The following is a 20,572-nucleotide window of genomic DNA, read 5'->3' on the forward strand; positions in this document are numbered from 1 at the left end:
CCTGTTATTCGCTGATCATAAGGGTCAGTATCTCTACATCGGTTTCTTTCATTCCTTCTTTGGCCATGAGGCCTATGTTCTTTATTGTTTTTTCTATATCAGATGTCACAAGGCCTTCTCCAGGAGAGAATCTGTCTCCTTCGAGTGCCATGTGATATCCCATGAATGCCGCATCTACTGAGGATGCTATTTTTGCTGCGCATGAAGGCTTGGCTCCGTCGCATACTATGCCTGAAACGTTGAGAAGTGAGTTTGTAAGGGTGTCTTCTATGACTGAAAGCGGCTTATCCTCAAGATAAGCTATTGCAGCACCTGATGCACATGCTGCGCTCACGGCTCCACAGTAGGCGCTGAGCTTGCCTATTCCTGATTTCTGATGTATCGCCAGGAGATTGCTCAGGGTGAGGGCTCTGTAAAGTTTTTCCTGAGATGCTCCTATGTGCTCTGCGTAAAGCACTACAGGAATCGAGACCGTCATTCCCTGGTTTCCGCTGCCTGAATTTATAACTACGGGAAGCACGCAGCCGCTCATCCTCGCATCTGATCCTGCCGCGGTGTATGCCTTTGCTCTTGTCTTTATCTCGTCACAGTCATATTTGAGCAGAGTTTTTCCAACAGCTGTTCCGTACTTGTTCTTAAGTCCTTCATTCGCTATCTCCATGTTGCATTTTATCTGTCTGTCCAGTACCGGTTTTACGGATTCGATGTCTACAGTATTTGCAAATTCATATATGTTTTTTACGCTCAGGTTTGATCTGTCCAGTTTCTTCTGGGCGGAAACGGCTCTCTGATCCTTTTCAAAAATGGTCTCGCCGTCCTTCAGTATCCTTATTATGTTGGTGTGGCTGTCTGCTATAGTGACTACCGCGCTTTTATCTCCTTTTACAGCAGTTATCTCTATGAATAGATTCTCCACGCCCTTTGCAAGGGTCACGCTGCATATCTTCTGCTCAAGGAGTTCTCTGGTTTTTTCTACATGCTCCGGCCTTACCGAGGTAAGGACCTCAAGCTCTTTTGAGGCATCTCCGCCTACTGCTCCGAGGATTGCGCTGGTCTCGATTCCCTTCATGTTTCCTGTAGATGGAACTGTGACGCCCTTGACGTTTTTTATTATGTTTCCGCTGCAGTGCGCCGTCATTGAATCAGGCATCTCCCCTAGCACCACTCTGGCTTTTGCCGCTGCATATGCTATCGCTATAGGTTCAGTGCATCCAAGCGCCGGAACCAGTTCCTCTTTAAGTATATCTATGAAATTTTCAAACATGATTATTTCCTCCTGTATAATATATTTTCGCCGCATAATGCGATAAAGCTTATTATGAATATATTATGCAAATATCATGCCACCAGTCGGGATGTTCTGTATTTGAATGCTTTCAGGAGTTTTGATGCCGCTGTCATGTATGGATATGTTTCATTTTGATACGTCCGACTGTCTCGCATCCGATAATCGTGTTTCATAATGATACCGTGTAGGTTTATTGTATCATAATGAGATAGAACTGAGAATAGCAAACAACGAGATTGGTATAATCAATTATGATGCATTGACAGGAGAATCATTCTGTAATACAATGTAATACAAAGAGGAGGTGTTGTTATGACCATATCACTAAGACTCAATCCTAAAGATGAAAAACTGATTAAAACATATGCATCCATGAAACACATGAGTGTTTCTGAGGTTGTAAGAAGAGCTGTCATAGAACAGATCGAAGACGAGTTTGACATAAGAGAATATTTTGAAGCAAAAGCAGAATTTGACAGAGATCCTGTAACTTTCACTCTTGAAGAAGTCGAAAAAGAACTGGGGTTCAGGTAAATGTATAAGGTAGAATTCTCAAAAAAAGCGCTCAAGGAGCTTAAGAAAGCGGATAAAATGGAGAGCTTTCTTATTATTTCATGGATACGAAAAAATCTTGAAGGATGCAGTAATCCAAGGCTTCATGGTAAATCTCTAAAAGGGAATATGTCCGATCTTTGGAGATACCGTATCGGAGATTACAGATTAATAGCTGAAATAAATGACGAAAAAGTAACTATACTGATCGTCAAAACAGGGCACAGAAAAGACATATATATGGATTAAAACAGAAGGCTGCAGTTTCATTAATAGAAACTGCAGCCTTCTGCAATAACTAAGAGTATCATGTCCCTGTTCTTTCGAAACCGTCCCTGCATGATTCCTCAGTTCTTTAAATGTATTGTGACCCCTCTTGCATGGATTATGTCATTTTAGCAAGAGAAAAATCTCGTCAAAACAGCATATGACAATGACAGTTTTTGTCATGAATCGTGACAAAAATATTGACTCTGATTCTTTAAGCTGATATCATATCACAAGAGAGGTGAACACATTGAAATTTAATGAAAAACTTGATTTTCTGATGGATATAACAAGGACCACCAACAGCGCGCTCGGTCACAGGGTGAAGCTGGATCCTTCATACATAAGCCGCCTGCGAAGGGGCCAGAGAAATGCCGTAAAGGATGAAGGCATAATAAGGTCTATGGCGGAGTATTTTGCACGCAGCTTCACAGCTGATTACCAGATGAAGGCACTGGCTGAAAGGCTTGAAAAGGGGACGGATCTGTCTGATGAGGGGGCGCGTTCTTTATACATAGCGAAATGGCTTGCAGATGAAAAAAGCCAGGAGATAAGAGCTATCGGGGGCTTTCTCGAAAGCCTGAACAGGATGGGCTCAGGGTTTTCTGTCGCTCCTTCTTCGCAAGGCAAAGCTGGCCAAATGGAGACCGAAAGAGATATTCCGGATGATGATATCTCTGTATATATCGGTCCTGAAGGAAAACGCAGAGCCGCGGTTATGTTCCTTCAGGAAGTAATTGAGCAGGAAACTCCGAGGACGCTTCTTCTTTACAGCGATGAAGTCACCGACTGGATGACTCAGGATCCGAAATTCTGTATGAGATGGGCTGAGCTCATGAAGAAGGTGCTTGGAAAAGGCAACCGCATACGCATAATCCATACTGTAAGCAGGGACCTTGACGAGATGCTGAGGGCTATCCATCAGTGGATGCCGCTCTACATGACTGGTCTTATCGAGCCATATTATTACCCGAGAAAAAGGGATGGAATATTTCGGCAGACGCTTTTTGTGGCGCCGGGTGTTTCGGCGGTCATTTCCAGCTCTGTTGGCAGCTCTGTAGAAAGTGCGCCCAATCTTCTCGTAAGGAGAAAGGATGTCCTTGCTTCTTATGAAATCCAGTTCAACCAGTATCTTGCGCAGTGCAGGCCTCTGATGCAGATTCTGATGGACAGGAATCGTGACAGTCATCTGAATATGCTGGCCGGATTTGAGAGCCACGATGTGAATTCGCTTATAAGAAGTGAATCCCTGTCTTTTTTGACTATGCCCGAAAATATTTTTCTGAATATATCCGAGAGAGCAGGAGAGCCTGACAGCACGCTTGCGAGGTATCGCAGCCATAGGACCGCTACATTTAAAGATAATCTGAGAACAAGCTTTTTTGGAGAGATAATCCCGGAATTTCCTCCCGAGGATGTAGCCGATGGAAAAGTGAAGGTGTCTTTTTCGGACATGATGTATGGTCATCCTGTATATTATACTGCTGAGGAGTATATTCAGCATCTTGAGAACCTTATTCACCTGATGGATAAGTACGAGAATTTTCACGTAAAGCTCGTAGGCGGCATATCTGATATTAATTACATGCTCTATATAAAGGAAAATTATGGCGCAATAATCTCCAAGACCTCTGCGCCCTATGTAGTGCTCTATGTCAATGAGACCAACATGACCGCAGCTTTCTGGGATTTTCTCAGCGACATGTCGGGCAGCTCTGGATATACGGATTTTGACAGATCTGAGGAATCAGAGAGGCTAAGGAGATATATCGATAGAATCAAAAAAGCAGCTTCCTATTAGGAATTCTGCTTTTTTGATTCTATAGTGAAATTGTGTTTTGTTGACTTGTAATGACAAATACAATATAATTTACTTTGGAAATAACAGCCGATATAACACATATGGCTTAGCGCAGGATAATGCGCAGTATGGAGGAAAAAATGACTGAATTACTAGCTCCTGCAGGAAGCATGGAGGCTTTGAAGCTTGCAATCTCTAATGGTTGTGATGCAATATATCTGGGAATGCAGAAGTTTGGTGCACGTGCATACTCATCTAATTTTGATTTTGAATCACTGAGAGATGCTGTCCAGTACGCTCACCTGAGGGATGTTAAGATATATGTTACTATGAATACCATCATTTTCGAAGATGAAATCGAAGAGATGAAGGCACAGATTGACGAACTGAATGAGATCGGAGTTGACGGAATCATCGTCCAGGACCTGGCTGCCTTCGATTATATAGTCAAAAACTATGCTGATATGGAAGCTCACTGTTCTACTCAGATGGGAATAGACGATCTGGATGGAACTTTATTATTTAAAGAGCTTGGCGCCAAAAGAGTCGTCCTTTCCCGAGAGGTTGAGATTGAAAAAGTAAAAGAGATAAAAAAAGCAGCACAGATACCTCTGGAGATATTTGTTCACGGCGCTCTGTGTGTGTCTTATTCAGGAAACTGCCTGATGTCAGGCCTTATGGGATATCGAAGCGGAAACCGCGGCAGATGTGTCGGTTCATGTCGTAAGGAATATGAACTGATTGACAGGACTGAAGATACCGCTTTGGGAAAAAGTTATATCCTGTCCACCAAGGACCTGAATACTATCGATCACATAGATGATTTGAGAGAAATTGATTCTCTGAAAATAGAAGGCAGGATGAAAGAACCTGCGTATGTCGCCAATGCTGTGTCCAAATACCGCAAGGCTCTGGACAGCAGGATAACCGAAGAGGATAAAGAGGATCTGCAGAAGACATTCCACAGGACATTCACCAAAGGCTATCTGTTTCACGAAGATAAGAAGGATATAACAAACATCTCAAGGCCTAACAACCACGGCTATGAAATCGGCTGTATCAGCAGGACTGTAAAGGATATGTATGAGATAAAGCTCACCCGTACTCTGCACCAGCACGATACGATCAGGATAAGCCACAACAACGAAGATGTCAATCTGACTGTCGTGAAGCTGTATGATAAGGATGGCAATCTGATAAACAAGGCGGACAATGTCTGCTATATAAGGGTCAAGGAAAAGCTGTCCAATGGAGATCCCGTATATATAACGAAGAATAATCTGTATTACAGGGAGCTGGAATCATCCCCGGAAAAGGAATTCAGGCGTTTTGCCCTGGACATACGAGTGCATGCATATCCGGATTCAAAGCTTGTGATTGATGCTCAGGGCTTTGGCTTTGATTATTCATATGAGAGCGATGAGCTGCTTGGCGAAGCGATCAACAATCCGACGACAAAAGAACAGGTGATAAAGCAGTTTTCAAGACTGAATGATACTGTATTCGAACTTGGCGAGGTGGATTTTGAGCAGTGCAATGCATTCATCCCGGCAAAGCTGCTTAATGCAGCAAGAAGAGATATAGTGCAGGGGCTGTATGACCTGAAGCTGGGCAGCCAGAAGAAAAGGACCAGAGCTCTGGAAGCCAAGGAAAAAATAAGCTTTGAGCCTGTAAAGCCCTATCTTACAGCCTCTGTAACTACCAGAGAGCAGTATGAGGCCTGCGTGAGCTGCGGAATTGAGGAAATCTATTTTGAAAACATAGTCAGAAGAAACCAGAACGATTATAAGGAAATGAAAGGTCAGCTGCTGATCGGAGGATACGGCGGAATCTATCACTACAGAAAAACCAATCCTTTTGTCACGGACTACTCTCTGAATGTCGTCAATTCTGACAGCTGCTACGAATTGTACCGCCTGGGCGCTAAAAGAGTGACGCTGTCACATGAACTGAACAGGAATCAGATCAATGATCTGATCGATGCCTACCAGAAAGAAAACGGCGGCTTGCCTTCGCTGGAAATGATCGTATATGGAAGGGCGCCTCTGATGTTTACGAAATACTGTCCGATGAAAAAAATGGATCAGTGCGGAACCTGCAGGACGAAGAGCTATGTTATAAGAGATGAGCACGGAACCTTCCCGATAATCTCTCATGATGACTGTACAACGACCATCCTTAACAGCAGGACGCTCAATCTTCTGGATGAGCTGCCGGGCATGACAGGAATCGAGGCCTTCAGGCTGAGCTTCACTGTCGAGTCGAAGGAGCAGGTTATAAAAACCATCAGTGATGCCCAAGGCAAATTGAAAGGCACAGTTTCCAAGTCTGTCTTTAATCAGAAGAAAGATACGAGAGGCCATTTTAATAAAGAAATCATATAAATTTAAAGCGCTCCGCGGGATAAGTCCAGTTGAGCGCTTTTGCTGTATTGATATTTAATTCGTTTGCAAACTTCATTTATTTCTGAGATTTCAGAAGGTCTCTGATTTCTACAAGAAGCTTTACGTCTTCTGGGACTGGTGCTGGCTCTGGAGCTGGCGCCGGTTCTTCTTTCTTTTTCCTGTTTGCCTTGTTTATGAACTTTATGGCAATGAAGATCGAGAAGGCTATTATAAGGAAGTCCACTATATTCTTTATGAAGCTTCCATAGAGAATTGCCGCCTCTGGAGTTATTATTGTCTCTCCGTCCATGACCGCCGGGGTCATTACGTATTTGAGGCTGCTGAAGTCTGTTCCCGCTGTAAGAAATCCTACTATAGGCATTATGATGTCATTAACGAGCGATGTGACGATTTTTCCAAATGCGCCCCCGATAACTACCGCTACTGCAAGGTCAAGCACGTTGCCCTTGAATGCAAATTCCTTAAATTCTTTCCACATACTATAATTCCTCCTTTTTTGTTTCTTAATTCATGTAATTTCATTATGTCATATTCCTAACCAAAAAGTAAAGAATTAATAGCTTTTCACTGTGCATTTGTGTCAATTGTCCATAAGTCTCTTGAGTGCCGCGTTTGCATGGGCGCTGAGTCCTTCGCCGATGGCCATGTTGTATGTCGTCCTGCCTATTGAGGCAATGCCTGCTCTGCCTATCTTCTGCCATGTGCAGGTCTTCATGAATGTGCCGACATATACCCCGCCTGTGTATCTGGAGGCTCTCAGAGTCGGAAGGGTGTGATTGGTGCCTGAGGCATAGTCTCCAAATACCTCGGCTGAATTCTCTCCAATGAAGAGGGAGCCGTAGTTGAAGAGGCGATCCAGCGCATATTCTTCATCCTTCACATGAAGCTCGAGGTGCTCGGGTGCAGCCTGATTTGACAGCTCAAAGGCTTCTTCAAGGCTCTGCGTTATGATTATCTCTCCGTTGTTTCTCCATGAAGCTGCTGCGATTTCTTTTGTGTCCAGCTGCTCAAGCTGAGTTTCTACTTGTTTTTCTACTGTGCGGGCCAGCTCGATGTCGGTCGTAAGAAGGACTGCCCTCGCCTGGAGGTCATGCTCTGACTGCGCGAGGATGTCAGCTGCGATATACTCGGCATTTGCGCCCTCTTCTGCTATTATTAGGACCTCGCTGGGTCCTGCCACGAAGTCTATCCCTACCTGGCCGTAACACTGGCGCTTGGCCTCTGCCACGTACTGATTTCCGGGACCGACTATGATGTCTACGGGATTTACCTGCTCTGTACCATATGAGAATGCTGCTATCGCATGTGCTCCTCCGAGCACGTAGATCTCATCGACCCCTGCGATGTCCATGGCGACAAGCGTCGCGGGATGGATATGCGCCGTCCCTCTCACGGGCGGCGAGCATGCAGCTATGCGGCTGACTCCCGCAGTTTTTGCAGGAATTGCCAGCATGAGGGCGCTCGAGTAAAGCGGGTAGCTGCCTCCCGGTACATAGCAGCAGCAGGACTGTATGGGAATCACTCTGTGTCCGAGCACGACCCCAGGCGCCGCCTCAAAGCTCTCCAGATTTTTTATGGTATCCTTCTGCGCCTTCGCAAAGGCCTTTATGTTCTCCGCTGCTTTTTTCATGTCGCTGAGGAGCTCCACAGATACTTGGGCGTATGCAGATTCTATCTCCTCTCTGCTGACCCTTAAGCTATTTCTTTCGCAGCCGTCGAATCTCATGTTATAGCTCATCAGAGCACTGTCACCGTTTTGGATAACGTCCTTTATTATTTCTCTTACCCGGATTTCAAGTTCATCCTTCTGCTCTGCATCTTTTTTAACTGATGATTTGAAGTACTGCATTGTATCCCTTCTTTCTCTTTTTATATCTTAATATGGCTGCCGTCTGCATCGATTCTATCTGAATCTGCTTTTCAGCTCCTGCTCTATTTCATCTATGCTTATCCCTTTTTCTGCGAGCATCACTGTAAGGTGATATATGAGATCTCCGGTTTCTCCTATGAGCTCCTGCCTGTCCTGATTTTTTGCGGCTATTATGGTCTCTGCGGCTTCTTCGCCTACTTTTTTGAGGATCTTGTCAAGGCCCTTATCAAAGAGATAATTTGTGTAGGAGCCTTCTGAAGGGTCGTTTTTCCTGCCTATCACTGTGGCGTATAGCTCCCCGAAGACGGAGCTGCCTGGATCTGCTGAAGCTTCCTGATCGTCGAACACTGCATTGAAGAAGCACGAGTACTCTCCTGTGTGGCAGGCGTTTCCTGTCTGCTCGACTTTTATGAGAAGCGCATCTGCGTCGCAGTCATAGTAAAGCGCCCTGACTTTCTGAGTGTTTCCGGAGGTCGCGCCTTTTTCCCAGAGCTCGCTGCGGCTGCGCGAATAATACACGGCGCGCTTTTTTTCCAGAGTGAGCCTTAGGGACTGCTCATTCATGTATGCGAGCATCAGCACTTCTCCAGTCTTTGCATCCTGGCATATGCAGGGCACGAGGCCGTCTTTTGTGAATCTTATCATGCTTATATCTGCATCTGCAGCTGATGGGGACTCCTTCTTCTGCGGCGCTGCCTCTGGCATCCTGATCTCGGCTCCGTTTTCCTTAAGGTACTGCTTGAGCTCGGGAACCTTTATCTCGCCAAAGTGAAATACTGATGCCGCAAGCACTCCATCTACGCCTGTCTTCTGGAGAGCATCAAGGAAATGCTCTTTTTTACCTGCTCCGCCTGAAGCTATGACCGGTATGTTAACGGCTGAGGTTATCCTGCGCAGCAGCTCAAGGTCATATCCGTTTTTCATTCCGTCTTCGTCTATGCTGTTTACTACTATCTCTCCGGCTCCAAGCTCTGCTGCCCTGACTGCCCACTCTATCGCATCGAGCTCTGTCTTTTCCCGGCCGCCCTTTACATATACGCTCCACGAGCCCTCGTCGTTTTTCTTTACGTCCATGGAAAGCACCACGCACTGGGATCCGAATGCCATCGAAGCCTCGCGTATGAGCTGGGGATTTCTTACTGCTGCTGAATTCACGGATACCTTGTCTGCGCCTTTTCGAAGTATATATTTGAAATCCTCTATCGTGCTTACGCCTCCGCCTGCGCTGAAGGGTATGTTTATGACCCTCGCCACTCTTTCCACGAACTCGAGGGAGGTCTTGCGCTCTTCGTTTGATGCGGTTATGTCATAAAACACGAGCTCATCGACCGAATTGTCGCTGTAGAACTTCGCAAGCTTTTCGGGGCTGTCCACGTCTTTTATGTCCGTGAATTTCGTTCCCTTTACCACTCTGCCGTTTCTTACGTCAAGGCAGGCTATTATTCGTTTCGCGAGCATATTATCGCCTCCTTAAGGTCTATCTTTTCGTCATAGAGCGCTTTTCCTACTATCGCTCCATATATCCCCATCTGCGCGAGCCTCTCTATGTCTTCTTTCGTGGTCACTCCGCCTGAGGCTATTATATCAAGGCTGGTCTCTCTCATCAGCCTCTCGTATTCCCCGAAATTGGGTCCCTTCAGCATCCCGTCCATGAGTATGTCCGTGTATATGAGGGTATTTATCCCGATTTCCTGCATGAAGGTGCATATGTCGAGCACATCCGTATCGCTGACCTTCGCCCAGCCGTTCACTGCTGCCATGCCGTTTACGGCATCAACTGACACCGCTGTTCTTCCCGGATATCTTTCTGCGACTGCCTGTGTGAGCTCCCTGTCGTTTACGGCCGCCGTGCCGAGGATTATCCTGCGGGCTCCGAGCGCTATCAGCTGGTCTGCCCTCTCGAGGCTCCTTATGCCGCCGCCGACCTGCACCGGGATGTCTACAGCATCTATGACGCTTTTTACCATGGCCCTGCTGGCTGGTGAGCCGTCCTTTGCTCCATCGAGATCCACGAGGTGTATATACTGGGCCCCCATGGATTCCCAGAGCCTTGCCACCTCTGCGGGATTGTCATTGTATATGCTCACCTGGTCGAATTTTCCCTGGGTGAGCCTCACGCATCTGCCGTCTTTTATATCTATTGCCGGAAATATAATCATCTTAAGTCCTTTCTCAAATAACAGGCCTGCGATTTCTCTTCAGCTGAAGCAGGCTCTGCCGCGTTCTTGCTACAGTCTTCTTTTTTCAACCATGTCCCTGTATGCTTCGAGCAGTCTTTCGCCTGTGTCTCCGCTCTTCTCTGGGTGGAACTGCATGCCGTAGATGCTTCCCTGCCTGACGATTGCCGGTATCTTTGTTCCATATTCGGCGAAGGCTACGATTTCGGATCCGTCCGAGTCCGCGTAATATGAATGCACGAAATATACGTATTCGCCTTCCTTGATTTTTCTGAGCACAGGGTCGCTATCCTTTTCGAATTTCAGGTCGTTCCATCCCATGTGCGGCACCTTTTCCTCTATGTCCAGGTACCTTATGCTGCCTTTTATGAGCCCGAGCCCTTCACGCTCGCCGTATTCGTAGCCTTTTTCGTAAAGCAGCTGCATGCCAAGGCATATGCCTAGCACGTATTTCCCGCTTTTTGCAAAATCCTTTATAACCTGAGTGAGTCCGGCTGCGTCCATGGCATCCATGGCATCTGCGAAGGCTCCGACTCCCGGAATTATGAGGCTGTCTGCTCTCATTATTTTCTGGGGCGAGCTCGAGATTTCTGTCTCCATGCCTATCCTGTCGAGGGCGTTTTTGAGGGATCTGAGGTTTCCTCTCCCATAGTCTGCTATAATGTTCATCTATATTACTCCCTTCGTTGAAAGTATCCTGTCCGAGGTCACTGAGATCGCTGACTTTACAGCTCTTCCGAGTCCCTTGAAGAGGCTCTCTGCCCTGTGGTGGTCATTGCTGCCGTAAAGCACCTCTGCATGGAGCGTGAGGCCGGCATTTGCCGAAAGCGCCATGAAGAATTCTCTTATGTCTTCTGTCGCGAGGCTGCCGAGGCTGTCTCTCGTAAATCCGGCGTTGAACACGCAGCAGCTCCTGCCGCTGAAGTCGAGTACTATCCTCGCAAGAGTCTCATCCATAGGAAGGTAGCACATGCCATAGCGCTCTATTCCCTTTTTGTCTCCAAGGGCTTCTCTGAAGACCTGTCCCAGGGCTATCGCGATATCCTCCGTCGTGTGATGGGTATCCACCTCAAGGTCTCCTCTGCATTTTATCTCAAGGTCCAGGCTGCCATGGAATGCGAACAGCTCGAGCATATGGTCCAGAAATCCTATGCCCGTATCTATGCTGCTCCTGCCGCTGCCATCGAGGCTGAGGCTGAGCTCTATGTCGGTCTCTTTTGTAATTCGCTTTACTGAGGCTGATCTATCTCTGCTCATATCCTCTCCTTCTCTCTTCAATGGTTATTATCTCTCCTATCGCTTTTATTACCTCCTGGTTTTGGTCAGGCTCGCCTATGCTTATCCTGTAGAACCCTGCAAGGCTTCCTCCAAAGCTCCTTATTGCTATTCCTCTTTCAAAGAGCTCTCTTTCAAGATCTATGTCCGGGCTCTCTATGAGCACGAAGTTGGCGCCGGAAGGATATGCCCGAAGAAGCGGGCGGCCGTCTGCCTTAGAGGCTGAAGCTGCGGCAGTTTCTGCAGCTTCAGCTGAAATTTCGCTTGCTGCGGCAGGGTCGGATGATGCAACTGCATCGTCCTTACCGTTTACAGCCTCTGTGAGCTTTGCTCTCTCCTCGTTTACCTGCTGTACATATGGCTCTATCCTGTCCCTGTTTTCAAGGGCCAGCTCCGCCAGCAGCTGGGAAGGGCCGTTAAGATTGTAGGGTACCTTTACCTTCCATATGTCTGAAGCCATAGCTTCGCATGCGACAGCGCATCCCACTCTGAGATTTGCGAGCCCGAAGGCCTTGGACATGGTCCTGAGCACCACGAGGTTGCTGAAGTTTTCTATCTCTGATACTACTGACTGGTCTCCAAAATCTGCATAGGCCTCGTCAACTGCTACGACTGTATCCGGCAGGGCTTTCACGAGCCTTATGACGTCTTCTCTTGAATTCACGTAGCCTGTAGGATTGTTGGGATTGCAGAGGATTACCACTTTTGGAGCAGTCTCCCGGGCTTTTTCTATGAGGCGGTCTATATTCTGCTCAAAGTCCTTTCCTGATTCGAGCTTTACTATCTCAGCCTCGCACAGCTGGCAATATATGTCATACATGCTGAACCCCGGTGAGAATGTGAGCACTCTGTCTCCCGGCTCGCAGTAGGTGCTTATTACGAAGTGGATGAGCTCGCTGGAGCCATTTCCAATCACCATGTTTTCCTTCCTGCAGCCATAATACTGCGCCAGCTTTTCTCTGAGCGATACGCAGTCGCTGTCCGGATAGAGATTTGCGCGAAATGAGCCTTTTCCTGCGAGGGATTCTATCATCTGCGTCCCGTCAATGCTGTCAAGCAGGTAACTGCTGCCCTCGTTGGCATCGAGCTTTATCCTGCACGGCCTGTCGTTTACGAAATATGGCTGCATTTTCTGTACGGTCTTTCTTGGTTTTATCATTTTGTCCTCCCTTATTTCTATGCCTGTTCTGTTTTCTGTTCTGTTTTTTCTTCTGCGATCATAGCCTTTATAGCCATGTCCATCTGCTTCTTGTTGAATTTGTAGCTGACCCTGTTCGATATGATGTATCCGCTTATCTCGCATATGTCCTCGAGCACGCTGAGCCCGTTGGCCTTCAGTGTGTTTCCTGTCTCTACTATGTCTACGATGACATCCGAGAGTCCCAGTATAGGAGCCAGCTCTATAGATCCATTAAGCTTTATTATCTTTATTTCCTGACCCCTGCCCTCGAAGAAGCTTTTTGCCGTCCTTGGAAACTTGGTGGCTACCTTGAGCACGGCGTCTTCGCTGAATTTTTCCCTTCCTGTTATTCCGGCTACGGACATCTTGCATTTTCCGATGTCGAGCTTCTGGAGGCAGTATATCTGAGAGTCGCTCTCTGCTATCACGTCGCTTCCGACTATCCCCATGTCTGCTATGCCGTTTTCTACATAGGTTATGACGTCGGAGTTTTTGAGGAATACAAACTCCATGTCGTTTTCTTCATCCCTGAATATGAGTTTTCTGGATTTGAGGTCTATGGAGCTTCCTATTCCTGATTTCTGAAGCTGCCTTATAAGGTCGTTTCCAAGCCTTCCCTTGGGTACTGCTATCGTTATGCTCATTTTTTCCTCCTGCCTTTTAAACCAGTATATGTGTAAGCCTGTCTATCTCTACCGAAAATCCTGTCGCGCTCATCTGGGCATTGACGCCCGGGGAGCTTGCCCTGTATCTGCCGCCTTTGATTACGGCTCCGTTTGAATCCTTGATGTATGCTCGAAATATGATGCCGCTGTAGTAGTTGAGCTCGGACACTGTCGAAAGGTCATATACCACATTTTTTTCAAGCCCCTTCTGCCTTATGAAGCTGTCTGTCTCCTCAAGCTGGCTGAGGCTGGATATGAGTCCGCTGCCCGCTCCAAGCTCTTTCATGCGGCTCATGATTTCCTCAAAGGTCCCGCTGAGGCTGAAGATGTTTTCAAGCATCCTGCGGCTCTGGCTGTCCTCGAACTCCGAGATGTATCTTCCGAGCCTGAAGGCATCCTTTCTGTAGATGATCTCCATTATCTCTAGATAGCTCTCAAGGCTGAGGCCGAGATCCTTTATGAGGTTTCTCAGGAAGCTGCTGCTGCCTATCTCGAAGATGTAATCCTTACTGAGCCCTGACATTATGTCCATCGCCATCTCGAGGATCTCCATGTCCGCGCTTGAGCTTTCCTCTCCAAGGTACTCTGCACCGAGCTTTCTTATTTCCTGTATGCCTGAGCTGGTATTTCTAAATACCTTTCCGCAGTACATTATCCTGAGCCTTGAGTCTGCATCGCACCTGCGAAGTATGGCGGATATGAGCCCGCTGGTGAGGTCCCTTGCGAGAATGCTTATATTTCCGTCGTTTGAAAGGACCTTTACTGTGGATTTCCCTTCTATCATGCTGTTCTCGCCCACGAAGGCGTCATAATCCTCAAACATAACCGGCTCCATGTATCTGTAGCCTTTTCCTCTCATCTGCTGCATCATGCCATCTATGAGACGCTGGCGTCTGTCCGTGAATTCTATCTCGTCTTCTATCCTGTAAAAATTCATGCTTCCTTCCTTTCTGCGCCAGAGCACTGGCGGGCCCTGCCGGGTGAGGGCCCACGGGTCCCGGGCGCTGGCGCACGCCTGAAAATAAGTATAAAAAAACCACCCAGCTGTATGCCGGATGGTCGGGGGATCTATATTCTCTCCTCACAGGCACAAGCTTTGCTGAATCACAATCAGAGCTTGTATCTATGAGATTATCTCTCATTTACAAACTCTTGCGCCAATGATGATGTATTCTGTTCTGATTCTGTTTTGATGAGTCAAATATATACATCGTAATCTCCTTCTTGGTGAAAAAAACCTGATTTAAATAAAAAACTTTCTGAAATATTAATTGATACTTATTATAGACCTTATTTTTACATTGTCAAGAATTTTTTGTGAATTCTTTCTATTTTTTTGTGAATTCGTTCTATTTTTCATTCACCTTATTGCTTCATTCCTCGCCTGTCACTATTATCCCTGCATATTTTCCGAGCTTTACGCTGTATGGGTCCAGGACCTCGACTTTTCCCATCCTGAAGAAGGTGCGGATCCTGCCAAAGGGAAGGTGTATTATCTTTTCCTCGCCCAGGTTGACTCCTGCAAGAAGCTTGTCTGCCTTTTTTTCTGATCCCGGCTCTGGCTTTTTCTCGCGGGTGAACACAAAGGCTCCGTCATCGTCTCTCACGGTCCTGCAGTCATAGCTTCCGATATCTGTCATGCGCTTTCTGATGCTGAGGACGTCCTTGTAGTGATAATATATCCTGTCATTTTTCTTTTCCAGCTCAAAGCAGCCTCTGTTGAGGGGATCCTTTCCTCCTGTCATTCCGGTCTCGTCTCCGTAATATATGCACGGGGTGCCCGGCAGGAATGCCCAGAGTATGACTGAGAGGCAGAGCTTTCGCTTTGCTGTATGATACTCGTTTTCTGCAAATACCGTGAGGATCCTCGCGGTGTCATGGGTGCCAAGTATGTTCATAAGGGAATTCAGCACCTGAGGGGGATAATTTTCTCTTATGGTATCCACCTCGCCTGAGAGCAGTTTTGCATCGCCGGTCTCCATATATCCTATGATTGCCTTCTTGAAGGGGTAGTTCATGACGCTGTCCAGCTGGCTGCCCTGAAGATACTTTCTTCTGTAGCCGTAGCTTATCTTGTTGGAGGCGTCCTCCCATACTTCTCCTATCAGGACGCTGTCTGGATATCTGGCCTTCATGTGCTTTCTGAGCTCTTCGATGAATATGTCCGGAAGCTCGTCTGCGACATCGAGCCTGAAGCCTGACGCACCAAGGCTGAGCCAGTGATTTATGACTGAATCTTCGTCCCTTATTATGAAGTCAAGGTAGCTTTCATCTTCTTCCTTTACCTTCGGAAGGGTATCTATTCCCCACCAGGACTCGTATTTGTCCGGATAGCTGGTAAAGCTGTACCATTTGTAGTATTTCGAATTCCTGCTGTTATAGGCTCCGTTTTCACCTTTTCCGTCTGAATCGTCATATCTTCTCTTCCTGTTGAAGTATATGCTATCATCGCCGGTGTGGTTGAATACCCCGTCAAGGATTATCCTGATGCCCTTTTCTGCGGCGGCGCTGCAGAGCTTTCTGAAGTCCTCGTTAGTGCCGAGCAGAGGGTCAACATTCCTGTAGTCGGCGGTATCGTATCTGTGGTTGGAATAGGCCTCCGTTATCGGATTGAGGTATATGACCGTAACGCCGAGATCCGAAAGATATCCCAGCCTCTCCTGTATGCCGGCGAGGTTTCCTCCGAAGAAGTCGTTGTTCTTTACCACTCCGTTTTCATCTCTTCCGTCAGGCCTTCCTCCCCAGTCGCTCCTCAGGATATAGTCCTTGTCTATCCGAGGCGCTTCATAACTTCTGCTTTTCGCGAAACGGTCGGGGAATATCTGATACATAATCCCCTCTCCCAGCCACTTTGGGACTGAAAAATCCTTTCGGTATACAGTCTGCTGGTATTCCTGGCTCTGGTGGGTGCTCGTGAGCATCCTGCTGAGGCCGCTGGTGGTGATGGCCCGGATATGATAGAAGTAGAGTCCGGGGGTCTGCGGCGTCCACCTGAATTCATAGTAGTCAATGCCTGCCTTCATGGATATCCACTCTCCCTGTATCTCTTCACTTTTCCTGGTCTCATCATTTGATGCGACAAGCACTGCCTGGCACTGTCCAAGACTCCTCGGGATGCCTGCACGTATTACTATAGGGATGCCTTCGGCGGTCGCTCCGAATGGCGATTTAAAGAATTCATCCCTGGAGTCGTACTCTATCACTTTATTTTCCATTTATCGATTCAATCCCCCATATCCGCTGCGCATATTCGCCTACGCTTCTGTCTGCCGAGAATATCCCTGATTTTGCTATATTGGTAAGAGACATCCTTGTCCATCTGTCCCGGTCCTTCCAGGTTTCCTGGATACGACTGTGGGCATCCATGTAGGATTCGAAATCCGCAAGCACGAAATACTGGTCAGCGGGTCCTCCGCTGCCGCTTGTTATAAGGTTTGCGATCACATTGAAGCACTCTCCGTCTATCTCGCAGGAGAGCTGTTTCATTATCCTGTATATATGCTTGTCATTCACCATGTAGTCATACGGGCTGTAGCTGTGAGAATCCCTGAGCCTCTGGACCTCGTCTTCTCTCATTCCGAAGAGGAACATATTTTCATCGCCTACCTGCTGATTTATCTCTATGTTGGCCCCGTCGTAGGTCCCGATTGTGAGGGCTCCGTTTATCATGAGTTTCATGTTTCCTGTACCCGAGGCTTCCTTTCCTGCGAGGGATATCTGCTCCGACACATCCGCCGCCGGCATTATGAGCTCAGCGAGGGATACGGAATAGTTCTCGAGGAACACTATCTTTATCCTGTCTCTGACCTGTGGGTCTGAATTAACCTTCTTTGCAAGGTGGCAGGCAAACCTGATTATCTCCTTGGCTACCTGATAGCCAGCGGCCGCTTTTCCTGCGAATATGAAGGTGCGCGGCTCCATGTCAAAGTCAGGCTCTGTCTTTATCCTGTCATAGATATATATTATGTGGAACAGATTGAGCAGCTGCCTCTTGTATTCGTGGATACGCTTTGCCTGAACGTCGAATATGGAGTTCGGGTCTACCTTTATGGAGGTCGTCTTGAATATCCTGTCTGCAAGCTTTATCTTGTTGTCCTTCTTGATCTGCCTCAGCTGCTCGAGGACGTTTTTGTCATCCCTGAATTTGAGGAGCTTTTCGAGGTTCATGGCATCGGTTTTGAACTCCGGCCCTATGAGGTCCTCTATCAGCTCGCTGAGCCTCGGATTGGCCTGGCACAGCCACCTTCTGTATGCGATCCCGTTTGTCACGTTGGTGAATTTTGAAGGCGCGGACCTTGCATAGCCGCTGAATATGTCCTTCTTGATTATCTCGCTGTGAAGCGCTGATACTCCGTTTACTGTATGGGAGGCCGCGACGCAGAGGTTGGCCATCCTTACTTCTCCGTCGTATATTATGGCATTTTCCCTTATCATGTCCTGATCATAAGGGTATTTTATGTTGAGCTCAAGGGTGAGCCTCCTGTTTATCTCCGCTATTATAGAATATATCCTCGGCTGTATCTCTCTTATGAGATTTTCGGGCCATTTTTCGAGGGCCTCCGGCATTACGGTATGGTTGGTGTATGAAACGGACCTTGTCACTATGTCCCATGCGTCTTCCCATTCGAGCCTGTGATCATCTATCAGTATCCTCATGAGCTCCGGTATCGCAAGCGCCGGGTGGGTGTCATTTATGTGTATTGCCACCTTGTCAGGGAATGTCTTAAGGTCCTTGAAGGTGCGCATATGCCTTTTTACTATGGTCTGTACGCCTGCCGATGTGAAGAAGTACTGCTGGGTGAGCCTAAGCATCTTTCCTTCCTGATGGGCATCCTCTGGATAGAGTATCTTTGAGATGACCTCTGCCATGTGCTTTTCTTCCATGGCCTTTAGATATTTGCCCTGAGCAAACAGCTCCATGTCTATGCTGACCGGAGATGTGGCTCTGTAGAGCCTCAAAGTGTTCACTACCCTGCTGTCATATCCGCTGACATAGTAGTCGTTTGGTATTGCTATGACCGTATGGAAGTTTTTGTGATTTACCCTGAGCTTTCCATCCTGCCAGTATTCTTCGAGGTCTCCCCCAAGATGAACATGTTCTGCTTCATCTTCTTTTTCCAGAAGCCATGCTCCTCCAAGATCCTGCCAGTCATCCGCCTTTTCTACCTGGCTGCAGTTTTCTATGGCCTGCCTGAATATGCCGTATTCATAGCATATAGACATCCCGTGGCCTGCCATTCCCTGTGAGGCTATGGAATCGAGGTAGCATGAGGCAAGCCTTCCAAGGCCGCCGTTTCCAAGACCCGCATCCGGATCTATGGCATACAGGTCCTCGAGGCTTTTCCCAAAATTGGCAAGAGCTCTTGACATGACGTCTTCGAGATGAAGATTGAAGAGATTGTTTCTCAGCGATGTCCCCGGAAGGAATTCCATAGAAAGGTAATACACCTGTTTTCCCTGATGCGAGTCTACAAGGTCATGATTCTCAAGCCAGAGCTCTGACATTATGTCTCTTATGACTCTGCATGCAGCCTCGTAATACTGGGGCATCGTGGCATTGTGCGGTTCACGGGCAAAATACCTCATGAGTTTTCCTTCTATCTGATCGGATATCTGTCTTGATGTGTAATTGAGCCTCATCTATACCTCCGTTTCCTGTTCGTATTTCTTTTCCAGTTCCTTGTAAAGATCCATATATTCCTCGACCGGGCCATCCCACGAAAAATCCTTTTTCATGGCATTTGCGGTGAGATGCTTCCACAGCCTGTGATCTGAGTATATCTCGAGCGCCCTCTTTATGGCGTCAAGCATGTCATATGCATCAAAGCTCCTGAAGGTTATTCCGTTCCCCTTCCTGCTTACCGGATTGAACGGCTCTATGCTGTCCCTCAGTCCTCCTGCCTCTCTGACTATCGGTACTGTTCCGTATCTTGAGGCTATCATCTGCGCAAGCCCGCAAGGCTCGCTCTTTGAAGGCATCAGGAACATGTCGGAGGAAGCGTATATACGGCTTGCAAGCTCTGATGAGAAGCAGTTCAGCATTGCGGCTCTGCCTTCGTACTGAGAGGCCTTCCAGCTGAAGAATTCCTCGTACTCCCTGTCTCCTGTGCCCAGTATGATGAGCTGCACTCCAAGCGCCATAATCTCATCATATACCTTCTGCACGAGGTCTACTCCCTTGTGAGATACGAGCCTGGTTATCATCGATATGACAGGAACTTCCCTGTTCACCTCGAGCCCCAGTTCCTCCTGGAGAGCTTCCTTGTTCTTTAATTTTCCTTCCATCTTCTCCGCGCTGAAGCTGTATCTTAGGTTTTTGTCTGTCTGCGGGTCATACTGCGAAGTGTCTATCCCATTGATTATGCCTCTGAGCTTGAATGAATACCGGGCTATAGTGTCCTGAAGGCCTGCTGCGAAAAATGGGTCGCACAGCTCATATGCATAGCTCCTGCTCACGGTCGTAAGCGCGTCGCTGGTCTTGATGGCGCCCTTCATGAGATTTATTGAGTCTCCGTCTATCATGAGCTTTTCATCTTCCTGCGAAAGCCCGAGGATATCTCCTGTTATATAGGGATTGAACCTCCCCTGATATTCTATGTTGTGTATGCTGAATACGGTCTTTATGTCCCTGAGATAAGCGTCCTGCTCATAGAGGGTCCTCAGGTATATCGGTATCAGCGCTGTCTGCCAGTCGCTGCAGTGTATGATGTCCGGCTTTTTCTCAAGGTGCTTTACTGCCTCTATAGCTGCCTTTGAGAAGTATGCAAAGCGCTCTCCATCGTCATAGTAGCCGTAATACCTGTCTCTTTTAAAGTACTGCTCGTTGTCTATGAAGTAGTAGTCCACGCCGCTCTCTCTTATGGTGTAGAGGCCGCAGTACTGATTCCTCCACGCCAGCTGCACATTGAAGGTCTCCAGGAGAACGAGCGAGGACGCATACTTCTCCTTTATGCTTTTGTAAAGAGGTATCATTATTCCTGCGCTTATGCCCCTTTTTACGAGCTCTGCAGGAAGCGTGCCTATTACGTCACCGAGCCCTCCGCTCTTTGCGAAGGGTGTGGCTTCTGAACTTACAAATAATATATTCATCTT

At 47.4% G+C, this 20,572-nt stretch carries 17 protein-coding genes; 4 read left to right on the top strand and 13 right to left on the bottom strand.

Features of this window, described 5'->3' with window-relative positions:
* Positions 1-4 precede the first annotated feature (4 nt).
* Entirely contained in the window at positions 5-1,264 is a 1,260-nt protein-coding gene (locus AC4PGZ_RS10620; RefSeq protein ID WP_492158597.1) for an L-cysteine desulfidase family protein, read from the bottom strand.
* A 336-nt stretch (positions 1,265-1,600) separates the two neighbouring features.
* On the opposite strand from AC4PGZ_RS10620, the gene relB reads away from it, so the two are divergent.
* The 4 genes from relB (at position 1,601) to AC4PGZ_RS10640 (ending at position 6,292) form a co-directional block, all read left to right on the top strand.
* A complete protein-coding gene (gene relB, locus AC4PGZ_RS10625; RefSeq protein WP_492158598.1) occupies positions 1,601-1,822 on the top strand; it encodes a type II toxin-antitoxin system RelB family antitoxin in 222 nt (73 codons plus the stop codon).
* Positions 1,823-2,089, top strand: a complete 267-nt coding sequence (locus AC4PGZ_RS10630; RefSeq protein ID WP_492158599.1) for a type II toxin-antitoxin system RelE family toxin — start codon at positions 1,823-1,825, stop codon at positions 2,087-2,089. It begins immediately after the preceding gene.
* 268 nt (positions 2,090-2,357) lie between these two features.
* Entirely contained in the window at positions 2,358-3,908 is a 1,551-nt protein-coding gene (locus AC4PGZ_RS10635; RefSeq protein ID WP_492158600.1) for a hypothetical protein, read from the top strand.
* 140 nt (positions 3,909-4,048) lie between these two features.
* The gene (locus AC4PGZ_RS10640) at positions 4,049-6,292 is read left to right on the top strand and encodes a U32 family peptidase (RefSeq protein ID WP_492158601.1); all 2,244 of its coding nucleotides are present in this window, start codon (positions 4,049-4,051) and stop codon (positions 6,290-6,292) included.
* Positions 6,293-6,368: 76 nt separating this feature from the next.
* Here AC4PGZ_RS10640 and mscL read toward each other — a convergent pair whose 3' ends face one another.
* The 12 genes from mscL to glgA all read right to left on the bottom strand — a co-directional run bounded on the left by mscL (position 6,369) and on the right by glgA (position 20,569).
* Positions 6,369-6,791 carry a large-conductance mechanosensitive channel protein MscL gene (gene mscL / locus AC4PGZ_RS10645; RefSeq protein WP_492158602.1) on the bottom strand — a complete coding sequence of 141 codons (423 nt, stop codon included), beginning with the start codon at positions 6,789-6,791 and terminating at the stop codon, positions 6,369-6,371.
* 102 nt (positions 6,792-6,893) lie between these two features.
* Positions 6,894-8,162: a histidinol dehydrogenase gene (gene hisD / locus AC4PGZ_RS10650; RefSeq protein ID WP_492158603.1), complete on the bottom strand. Its 1,269-nt coding sequence runs from the start codon at positions 8,160-8,162 to the stop codon at positions 6,894-6,896.
* A gap of 54 nt (positions 8,163-8,216) precedes the next feature.
* Positions 8,217-9,641 (bottom strand): imidazole glycerol phosphate synthase subunit HisF, encoded by a 1,425-nt coding sequence (gene hisF, locus AC4PGZ_RS10655; protein WP_492158604.1) that lies wholly within the window; start codon positions 9,639-9,641, stop codon positions 8,217-8,219.
* Complete coding sequence (gene hisA / locus AC4PGZ_RS10660; protein WP_492158605.1) at positions 9,623-10,342, bottom strand: 1-(5-phosphoribosyl)-5-[(5-phosphoribosylamino)methylideneamino]imidazole-4-carboxamide isomerase; 720 nt, start codon at positions 10,340-10,342, stop codon at positions 9,623-9,625. Before hisA ends, hisF begins: the two co-directional genes overlap by 19 nt.
* Before the next feature lie 69 nt (positions 10,343-10,411).
* Complete coding sequence (gene hisH, locus AC4PGZ_RS10665) at positions 10,412-11,029, bottom strand: imidazole glycerol phosphate synthase subunit HisH (RefSeq protein WP_492158606.1); 618 nt, start codon at positions 11,027-11,029, stop codon at positions 10,412-10,414.
* Complete coding sequence (gene hisB, locus AC4PGZ_RS10670; protein WP_492158607.1) at positions 11,030-11,617, bottom strand: imidazoleglycerol-phosphate dehydratase HisB; 588 nt, start codon at positions 11,615-11,617, stop codon at positions 11,030-11,032.
* Complete coding sequence (locus tag AC4PGZ_RS10675; RefSeq protein ID WP_492158608.1) at positions 11,604-12,794, bottom strand: pyridoxal phosphate-dependent aminotransferase; 1,191 nt, start codon at positions 12,792-12,794, stop codon at positions 11,604-11,606. The genes hisB and AC4PGZ_RS10675 overlap by 14 nt, the downstream gene beginning before the upstream one ends.
* A gap of 17 nt (positions 12,795-12,811) precedes the next feature.
* Positions 12,812-13,459, bottom strand: coding sequence for an ATP phosphoribosyltransferase (gene hisG, locus AC4PGZ_RS10680; protein WP_492158609.1), 648 nt, complete (start codon positions 13,457-13,459; stop codon positions 12,812-12,814).
* A 16-nt stretch (positions 13,460-13,475) separates the two neighbouring features.
* Positions 13,476-14,444, bottom strand: a complete 969-nt coding sequence (locus tag AC4PGZ_RS10685; RefSeq protein WP_492158610.1) for an ATP phosphoribosyltransferase regulatory subunit — start codon at positions 14,442-14,444, stop codon at positions 13,476-13,478.
* 409 nt (positions 14,445-14,853) lie between these two features.
* Positions 14,854-16,695: a glycoside hydrolase family 13 protein gene (locus AC4PGZ_RS10690; RefSeq protein WP_492158611.1), complete on the bottom strand. Its 1,842-nt coding sequence runs from the start codon at positions 16,693-16,695 to the stop codon at positions 14,854-14,856.
* Complete coding sequence (locus AC4PGZ_RS10695; protein WP_492158612.1) at positions 16,685-19,120, bottom strand: glycogen/starch/alpha-glucan phosphorylase; 2,436 nt, start codon at positions 19,118-19,120, stop codon at positions 16,685-16,687. Before AC4PGZ_RS10695 ends, AC4PGZ_RS10690 begins: the two co-directional genes overlap by 11 nt.
* Positions 19,121-20,569 carry a glycogen synthase GlgA gene (gene glgA, locus AC4PGZ_RS10700; RefSeq protein WP_492158613.1) on the bottom strand — a complete coding sequence of 483 codons (1,449 nt, stop codon included), beginning with the start codon at positions 20,567-20,569 and terminating at the stop codon, positions 19,121-19,123.
* Between the last annotated feature and the right edge of the window lie 3 nt (positions 20,570-20,572).

Source organism: Proteocatella sp. QWL-06 (assembly GCF_058684135.1).

Bases quoted from the DNA above. Each gene is read 5' to 3' on its own strand.
- AC4PGZ_RS10620 (WP_492158597.1), bottom strand. From the start codon at position 1,264: ATGTTTGAAAATTTCATAGATATACTTAAAGAGGAACTGGTTCCGGCG.
- relB (WP_492158598.1), top strand. From the start codon at position 1,601: ATGACCATATCACTAAGACTCAATCCTAAAGATGAAAAACTGATTAAA.
- AC4PGZ_RS10630 (WP_492158599.1), top strand. From the start codon at position 1,823: ATGTATAAGGTAGAATTCTCAAAAAAAGCGCTCAAGGAGCTTAAGAAA.
- AC4PGZ_RS10640 (WP_492158601.1), top strand. From the start codon at position 4,049: ATGACTGAATTACTAGCTCCTGCAGGAAGCATGGAGGCTTTGAAGCTT.
- mscL (WP_492158602.1), bottom strand. From the start codon at position 6,791: ATGTGGAAAGAATTTAAGGAATTTGCATTCAAGGGCAACGTGCTTGAC.
- hisD (WP_492158603.1), bottom strand. From the start codon at position 8,162: ATGCAGTACTTCAAATCATCAGTTAAAAAAGATGCAGAGCAGAAGGAT.
- hisF (WP_492158604.1), bottom strand. From the start codon at position 9,641: ATGCTCGCGAAACGAATAATAGCCTGCCTTGACGTAAGAAACGGCAGA.
- hisA (WP_492158605.1), bottom strand. From the start codon at position 10,342: ATGATTATATTTCCGGCAATAGATATAAAAGACGGCAGATGCGTGAGG.
- hisH (WP_492158606.1), bottom strand. From the start codon at position 11,029: ATGAACATTATAGCAGACTATGGGAGAGGAAACCTCAGATCCCTCAAA.
- hisB (WP_492158607.1), bottom strand. From the start codon at position 11,617: ATGAGCAGAGATAGATCAGCCTCAGTAAAGCGAATTACAAAAGAGACC.
- AC4PGZ_RS10675 (WP_492158608.1), bottom strand. From the start codon at position 12,794: ATGATAAAACCAAGAAAGACCGTACAGAAAATGCAGCCATATTTCGTA.
- hisG (WP_492158609.1), bottom strand. From the start codon at position 13,459: ATGAGCATAACGATAGCAGTACCCAAGGGAAGGCTTGGAAACGACCTT.
- AC4PGZ_RS10690 (WP_492158611.1), bottom strand. From the start codon at position 16,695: ATGGAAAATAAAGTGATAGAGTACGACTCCAGGGATGAATTCTTTAAA.
- AC4PGZ_RS10695 (WP_492158612.1), bottom strand. From the start codon at position 19,120: ATGAGGCTCAATTACACATCAAGACAGATATCCGATCAGATAGAAGGA.
- glgA (WP_492158613.1), bottom strand. From the start codon at position 20,569: ATGAATATATTATTTGTAAGTTCAGAAGCCACACCCTTCGCAAAGAGC.